The sequence below is a fragment of the Protofrankia sp. CiP1_Cm_nod2 genome (assembly GCF_920664355.1).
In the GTDB taxonomy this organism is placed as follows: Bacteria; Actinomycetota; Actinomycetes; order Frankiales; family Frankiaceae; genus Protofrankia.
Map to the genome: position 1 here is coordinate 1 of NZ_CAKKTL010000301.1, position 5,573 is coordinate 5,573.

At 70.0% G+C, this 5,573-nt stretch carries 4 protein-coding genes and 1 pseudogene; 4 read left to right on the forward strand and 1 reads right to left on the reverse strand.

Translation table 11 applies throughout. The features are described from left to right. From NBW84_RS22105 to NBW84_RS22120, 4 genes and pseudogenes are all read left to right on the forward strand, one after another. Positions 1-198: pseudogene (locus tag NBW84_RS22105) on the forward strand (cytidine deaminase); the annotation flags it as partial. Further along, complete coding sequence (gene era, locus NBW84_RS22110; RefSeq protein WP_250287074.1) at positions 198-1,127, forward strand: GTPase Era; 930 nt, start codon at positions 198-200, stop codon at positions 1,125-1,127. The pseudogene NBW84_RS22105 and the gene era, both read left to right, overlap by 1 nt. Positions 1,128-1,272: 145 nt before the next feature. Next, positions 1,273-1,815 carry a VOC family protein gene (locus NBW84_RS22115; protein ID WP_250287076.1) on the forward strand — a complete coding sequence of 181 codons (543 nt, stop codon included), beginning with the start codon at positions 1,273-1,275 and terminating at the stop codon, positions 1,813-1,815. A 55-nt stretch (positions 1,816-1,870) separates the two neighbouring features. Beyond that, positions 1,871-2,164: a hypothetical protein gene (locus NBW84_RS22120; protein WP_250287078.1), complete on the forward strand. Its 294-nt coding sequence runs from the start codon at positions 1,871-1,873 to the stop codon at positions 2,162-2,164. Between the two features lie 184 nt (positions 2,165-2,348). On the opposite strand, the gene NBW84_RS22125 is transcribed toward NBW84_RS22120, so the two are convergent. Beyond that, positions 2,349-5,573, reverse strand: a 3,225-nt coding sequence (locus tag NBW84_RS22125; protein WP_250287079.1) for a WD40 domain-containing protein, incomplete at its 5' end; no start/stop codon positions are given.

Genomic DNA, 5,573 nt, shown 5'->3' on the forward strand with positions numbered 1-5,573 from the left:
GCCGCGGGTGCGGCCGACGCCGCGGGTGCGGCGAACGCGGCCGGCCTGCCGGGTCCGGGCGCGCCGGACGCCCCGGGCTCGGGCGTGCCGGGTGCGCCGAAGGTCGACGACCTGCTGGTGCTGGGCGAGTTCGGCACCGGCGTGCCGGTGTTCCTCGCCGGCTCCGACGGGGTGGCCCGGGGCCGGGTGACCACCTAGTGGCCGCCTCGGCGGAGGCCGGAGCACCGTTCCGGTCCGGGTTCGCCTGTTTTGTCGGACGGCCCAACGCGGGCAAGTCGACGCTGACCAACGCGCTCGTCGGCTCGAAGGTCGCCATCACCAGCGGCCGTCCGCAGACGACCCGGCATGCTGTGCGCGGCATCGTGCACCGCGACGACGCCCAGCTCGTCCTGGTCGACACCCCCGGCCTGCACCGGCCGCGGACCCTGCTCGGCCAGCGGCTCAACGACGTGGTCCGCGCGACCTTCTCCGAGGTGGACGTGGTCGCCTTCTGCGTCCCCGCGAACGAGGCGGTGGGCCCGGGCGACCGGTTCATCGCCGGGGAGCTCGCCCGGCTGCCCAAGCGGACACCACTGGTCGCGGTCGTCACCAAGAGTGACCTGGTGTCCGACCGGGACGCGCTCGGCGCGCAGCTGCTCGCGGTCTGCGCGCTGGCGGACTTCGTCGATGTGGTGCCGGTCAGCGCGGTGTCGTCGTTCCAGGTGGGACTGCTCGCGGACGTGCTGGTCAGCCGCCTGCCGCCCGGCCCGCCGCTGTACCCCGACGGCGAGCTGACCGACGAGCCCGAGCAGGTGATGGTCGCCGAACTCGTCCGCGAGGCCGCCCTGGAGGGGGTGCGCGACGAGCTGCCGCACTCGCTCGCCGTCGTCGTCGAGGAGATGATCCCCCGCGAGGACCGCCCGGCGGACCGGCCGCTGCTCGACGTCCACGTGAACGTCTACGTCGAGCGGCCGAGCCAGAAGGCGATCGTCATCGGCGCGAAGGGCGCCCGCCTCAAGGACGTCGGCACGCGCGCCCGCACCCAGATCGAAGCCCTGCTCGGCACCCCCGTCTACCTGGACCTGCACGTCAAGGTCGCCAAGGACTGGCAGCGCGACCCCCGCCAGCTCCGCAAACTCGGCTTCTGACCGGCCACGGCCGCGTGTCCGGCAGCGGCCGCGCGGCCGGCCACGGTCGCGGCGCCGAAAGGCCGCGGGTCCCGGAGGCGACGAACTTGACCTCGGGATCGGCGTCGCGAGATTTTCAACAAATGGTTGTTTGGCCTGTTCGAAAATGAGCGTGGACACGTCCTCCGGTGGCGCTGTGGGGGGCAGGCGGATCGACCACGTGGCGATCGCCCTGCCGGACATGGCAGAGGCGGCACCTCTGTTGCTGGACACGCTCGGTGGCGTGTTCATCAAGGGCGGTGACAGCGACGAGACGGGCATCCGTCTGACGCACATCGGTTTCCCCGGTTTCAAGATCGAAATCATGCAGCCGCTCAGAGCGGACTCCGTCCTCGCCGAGAACCTGCGGCGCAAGGGGCCCGGGCTGCACCACGTGACGTTCATCGTCGACGACGTCACCGACACCGACACCCGCCTGCGCGCCCGTGGCTACGCCACGGCGGGCCTCGACATCTCCTCCTCGGCGTGGAGCCAGACGTACATCCGCCCGAAGCTCACCTTCGGCGCGCTGCTCCAGTTCGTCGCCACCGACCTGGACTGGCACACCCCGACCGAGCAGTACACCTTCGAGGACGTCCTCGCGGCAAAACTCGTCTGGCGCGACTACGTGGCCTGCTTCCGCGACACCCAGCCCGAGAGTACTTTTTGACGCCAGCCACGAGAGGCCAGCAGGGCCGGGGCACAGGAACGGGGTAATTGCGCATATGTTCCGCACGCTCGCCCACGAGGAGCGCGCCCTCGTGGAGGAACGGGTCGCCGAGGAGCCTGCCTGGCCGCACTGGCTGCCGGCAGCCGAGCGTCGCCGGTGCGTCGATGATCTTCTAGGGCATCTCGCCGCTGGCGCGGAGACGGGCACGCTGCTGCCGTTCGCCCGGGCGCTCGCCCAGTGGCGCTCCACCGCGGAGGTCTGGAGCGACCCCGACCTCGCCCGGCGGCTCCAGGGCCCCTTCCCCGGCGACGGCGCGCCGATCGAACGCCCCACCGTCCCGCCCGCATGACCGGACGCGGAGGCGAGCCGTAGGTCAAATCCGTGGTCATAGCAACGTTTTCCACCTACGGCTTCCGCCTCTGTAGGTAGAAAACGTCGTCCCGACAGCGGTTTTCACCTACCCTCGGCGGACGCCGGCCATGGTCGCGAGTGGGAACCGTCGTCGTGTCATGCAGATGTTCTTCTGTTGCCGGTCAGCGGCGGCGGAACAGGCCCTGCGATGGTGGCTCGGACGGCGGCCGCGGGGGAAGGCGGGCCGGTGGGGCGGCCTTGGGAGCGACGGGGTGCCAGCCCGCGGGCAGCGGCAACGGCGCGTCCTCGGGCAGCCGGCGGATGGTCGGATCGTACGGATCAAGCTCGCCTATGTCGAAGCGGACATTTTTGATCTTCCACTGAAACGAGTCACCCGCTGTGCCAGCGAGTTTGTAAGAGCCGTCTGGCAGGAACACAGCCCACGTGTCTTTGGTGGGCCCGAGCAGCGTGGCGATCAGGGCGCCGGTGGCAGCGTCCCACAGGCGTACCGTGCCGTCGTTCGATCCGGAGGCGATGATGGATCCGTCCGGGGAGAATCGAACCGACCACACTGTGTCCGCGTGCCCTCTGAGGGTGCGCAGGTGTTCGCCAGTTGTGGTATCCCACAGCTGCACTGCGCGGTCACCGGCCGCGGCGGCGATGGTGGCTCCGTCCGGGGAGAACGCCACCGACCGTACCGAGCTCGTGCGGGAGCTGGGGATGGCGTGTCGGAGGTGCCCGGTGGCAGCGTTCCACAGGCGTACCGTGCCGTCGTTCGATCCGGAGGCGATGACGGCTCCGTCTGGGGAGAACCGCACGGACCATACTGTCCTGGTGTGCCCTTGGAGGGTGTGCAGGGGCTTGCCGGTGGTGGTGTTCCACAGCCGTACCGTACGGTCGCCGGCCGCGGCGGCGATGGTGGATCCGTCCGGGGAGAACGCCACCGATGACATCCAGCTTGTGCCGTTATCGGTGAAGGTACGTAGACATAGACCGGTGACGATGTCCCACAGGCGTACCGTGCCGTCGTTCGATCCGGAGGCAATGGTGGTTCTGTCGGGGGAGAACTCCACCGACCGTACCGGGCCGGCGTGGCCGGTGAGTGGCGGCAGGGGGCTGCCGGTGGCTATGTTCCACAGCCGTACCGTACGGTCGCCAGCCGCGGCGGCGATGGTGGATCCGTCCGGAGAGAATGCCACCGACGACACCAACTGGGTATGGTCGGCGAGAATGCGCTGTCGGCGGCCGGTGCGGACATCCCACAGGCTGACCGGTCCATCCTGCGTCCCGGTCGCCAGGAGCGTGCCGTCCGGAGAGAAAGCCACCGCTGTCGCGTCCGCCCTGTTTCTGGGCGAGGTCCTGGGAAGCGGGGTCAGTTGGGCGCGGTCACGGCCGGCTACCGCGGCGTCAGCCAGTTCGGACATGCTGCCGAGGTGTGTGGTCTGTCCTCCGAGGACGGCCGTGCGGTGCCAACGGCTGCCCGTTATGACCGCGTCGGTGAGGTTGACCTCGGTCAGTCGTGCGTGGGACAGGTCCGCGTCGGTGAGGTCGGCGCTGCATAGGTTGGCCTGATCGATTCGGGTGTGGTCGAGTTGTGTTCCGCGGAGCAGGGCGTCGTCGAGGCGGGAGTTACGGACTTTCGTGCTGGACAGCCGCGCTCCGGAGAGGTCCGCGTGGGTGAGGGTGGCGTTCTCGATGGTGGCGCCGGTCAGGTTCGCCTCGCGCAGGTCGGCGCCGGTCAGGTCGGTGTGGGCGATCCGGGTGTCGGTCAGGTTCGCCCGGCGCAGGTCGGCTTCCCGCAGGTCCGACCGATTGGACAGGTCCTGGCCGGCGAGGTCGGCACCGGCGAGTTTTGCTCTGATACGCAGTCGTACGCCCAGCCGGCGGGCCACGAGCAGCGCGTTCGCCTTCGCAGCGGTGGCGGCGTGCGGGTCGTCGATCATGTTCTGGGCCCATCTGCTGGCCTGGTCGCGTCCGATGAGGTTCACGAAGAAGTCGGCCATCAGCTCCGTCATCTTCCCAGCCCCCAGCAGCTCCCGCGCGCTGCCCGCGGCGAACTGGCGGGCGGCCTCGGCGGCGACCAGGTACTCCATCACCGAGGAGTGGATGAACGAGAACCGGCCGTCGGCGTCCCGCACGAGCAGGGTGCCTGAGCCGATCATCTGGGTCAGCTCGTCACCGGTGAGTTCCGCCGGGTTGCTCATGCTCGCGAGCACCGCGGCGGCGGTGGCCGACAGCTCCTCCACACCGATGTGACGTTCGGTGCTGCCCCAGAGGGTCAGGGCCAGGCGGGTGGCCGCGTCCAGCCGGTCGGCCTTGGACAGCGAGGGTGACGCTCCACCCGGGTGGGCGCGCCGCTCCTCGTGGTCGAGCCAGGTGTCGACCAGCTCCCGGTACAGGTTGGCCGGGTGGATCGTCCCGTCGCCGCCGCGAGCCTGCCGCAGCCGCTTGTCCTCCAGGGCCGTGATGAAGGACAGCATCCGGGGATTGCGCGAGAGCCCTGGCAGGTCACGGATGCCGCGGATCAGCGTCATCCGTTCGTCGGCCCGCTGCCTGGCCTGGGCCCGGTGGTGTGCCAGGTCGGGCGCCGAGCCGGGTGTCGGGCCGGTCGTGCGCACCCTCAGGTCCCGAATGTATCGCTGGACCAGGAAGCTTTCGATCTGGGTGTCGGTGAAGTCCTCGATCCGGACGATGCGCCGGCCCGGGATCAGGTCGACCCGTTGGGCGAGGGCCTTGAACACCTGGTCGTCGGTGAGGAAGTACTGGGTGCGGCTGGTCAGCACGATCTTCGCCTGGCCGCGGACGGCCGCCAGCAGCGTGCCGAGATGCTCGGCCGCGCGGTCGTAGGTCACCCGCAGGGCCAGTTCGTCGAACCCGTCGAAGAGCAGGATGACCCGGCCCGCGTCCAGCATGTAGCGGAACGCCGCGAGGTCGAACCGGGTCTGCTCGCTGTTCGCCAGATGGGCCGCCACCAGCGTGTCCAGGTCGTGCGACTTCTCCAGCCCGCGTAGCTCGATCAGCATCGGGGTCACGTACCGCCGGTCGGTGGGCAGCCGCCGGGCCAGTTCGCGCAGCAGGAAGGTCTTGCCCCGGCCGAAGTCGCCGAGGATCAGGACGAACCGGGACTGGTCGGTGGTCAGCCAGCCGGTCACGTCCGCGAGCGCGTCCTGTGACGACGGCCGGTCCCGTCCGTCCAGGCGGGTGGCGCGTTGGGGTACGTACAGCTCCGGGGGGTAGATCTGGTCGGATTCCAGCCGGCGGGTCTGCCGGTTGAGGTAGCCGCGCAGGTCCAGCACGCCCTGGTATTCCGGCATGCTCAGCAGCCGCACGCCGTCCCGTACGGCCCGTGCGACCAGGTCGGGGCCGGCCTGCTCGTCCCCGCAGTAGACCAGGTCGCAGAACAGCGT